The 1,421-nt window shown below is 75.4% G+C and carries 2 protein-coding genes; one reads left to right on the top strand and one right to left on the bottom strand.

Features of this window, described 5'->3' with window-relative positions:
• Window positions 1-785, top strand: a 785-nt coding sequence (gene phnE / locus FV223_RS27580) for a phosphonate ABC transporter, permease protein PhnE (protein ID WP_147729871.1), incomplete at its 5' end; no start/stop codon positions are given.
• Window positions 786-801: 16 nt separating this feature from the next.
• Here phnE and FV223_RS27575 read toward each other — a convergent pair.
• Window positions 802-1,421: FAD-dependent oxidoreductase (locus FV223_RS27575; RefSeq protein ID WP_147729870.1), on the bottom strand; the 620-nt coding region annotated here is incomplete at its 5' end.

The raw sequence follows: 1,421 nt of genomic DNA, 5'->3' as shown, positions 1-1,421 counted from the left end.
GAACCGCGTGGGGCGCGCGGCTCGCGACGCTCGCGACCCTGGCCGCCCTCCTCGGGCTCGCGGCGTTCGCGATGGTGCGCCTCGACTTCTCGGCCACCCGCATCGTGAGCGGCCTCGGGCGGCTCGCCGAGTTCTCGCTGATGATGCTGCCGCCCTCGGCCGGCGGCCGCTTCCCCGATTTCCTGCACGCGCTCGGCGAGACCCTGGCCATCGCCTTCCTCGGGACGCTGGCCGCGGCGCTGGTCGCCTTCCCGCTGGCGCTGCTCGCGGCCCGGAACGTGGTGCCGAACCCGTTCGCGCATTTCGCGGTGCGCCGCGGCCTCGACGTGGTCCGCTCGGTCGACGTGCTGATCTGGGCGCTGGTCTGGATCAACGTCGTCGGGCTCGGGCCGTTCGCCGGTGCGCTGGCCATCGCCTGCTCCGACGTCGGGGCGCTCGGCAAGCTGTTCTCGGAGGCGGTCGAGACCGTCGATCGCTGCGACGGCGAGGGCGTCGCGGCCTCCGGCGGCGGCGCGCTCCACCGCATCCGCTTCGGCCTCGTGCCCGCCGTCCTGCCGGTGCTCGGCAGCCAGGTGCTGTACTTCTTCGAATCGAACACCCGATCGGCGACGATCATCGGCATCGTCGGCGCGGGCGGCATCGGCCAGTACCTGAGCGAGCTGATCCGGGTGCTCGAGCTGCAGCAGGTCGCCTGCCTCGTGCTGATGATCCTCGTCGCCGTGGCGGCGATCGACGCCGTGTCCGGCCGGCTGCGCCGGGCGCTGATCGGCGGGCCGGCGCGGTAGGCCGGGTGCCGCTTCCCTACAGAAAGCGGCCGGGGTCGAACGGCGCCAGCGGGATCTCGGGCGCCTCGCCGCCGACGAGCTGGGCGACGAGGCGCCCGGTGCGCGCCGACCCGACGAGGCCGACATGGCCGTGGCCGAAGGCGTAGACCACGTCCCCGGTGCGGCGGGCGCGGCCGATGCAGGGCCGCCCGTCCGGCATGCTCGGGCGATGGCCGAGCCACATCCGGATCCGCTCGGCCGGCACGGTCGCGGGCAGGTCCGGGAACATGCCGGTCAGGTGGTCGCGCAGGATCTCGGCGCGCTTCCAGTTCGGCGCCGCGTCGAGCCCGGCGAACTCGACCTGGCCCGCCGCGCGCAGGCCGCCGTCCATGGCGTTGACCACCATCTTGGCGTCCGAGGCCATCACCGGGGTGCGCGGCCCCGCCTCGGCACCGGCGATCATCACGTGGTAGCCGCGCTCGCTCTCCAGCGGCAGCCGGTCGCCGAGGCTCGCGGTCAGCGCGCCCGAGCGGGCGCCGGCGGCGACCACCGCCCGGTCGCACGGGATCGCGCCGGCCTCGGTCTCCACCGCGACGAGCCGACCCGCGTCGAGGCGGAACCCGGTGGCGCGGGTGCGGGCGTAGGTCGCGCCGCGGG

It is taken from the genome of Methylobacterium sp. WL116, from assembly GCF_008039455.1.
Taxonomy (GTDB): Bacteria; Pseudomonadota; Alphaproteobacteria; order Rhizobiales; family Beijerinckiaceae; genus Methylobacterium.
The sequence above is the reverse complement of the archived record's forward strand: the minus strand, read 5'-3'. Positions and strand labels throughout refer to the sequence as shown.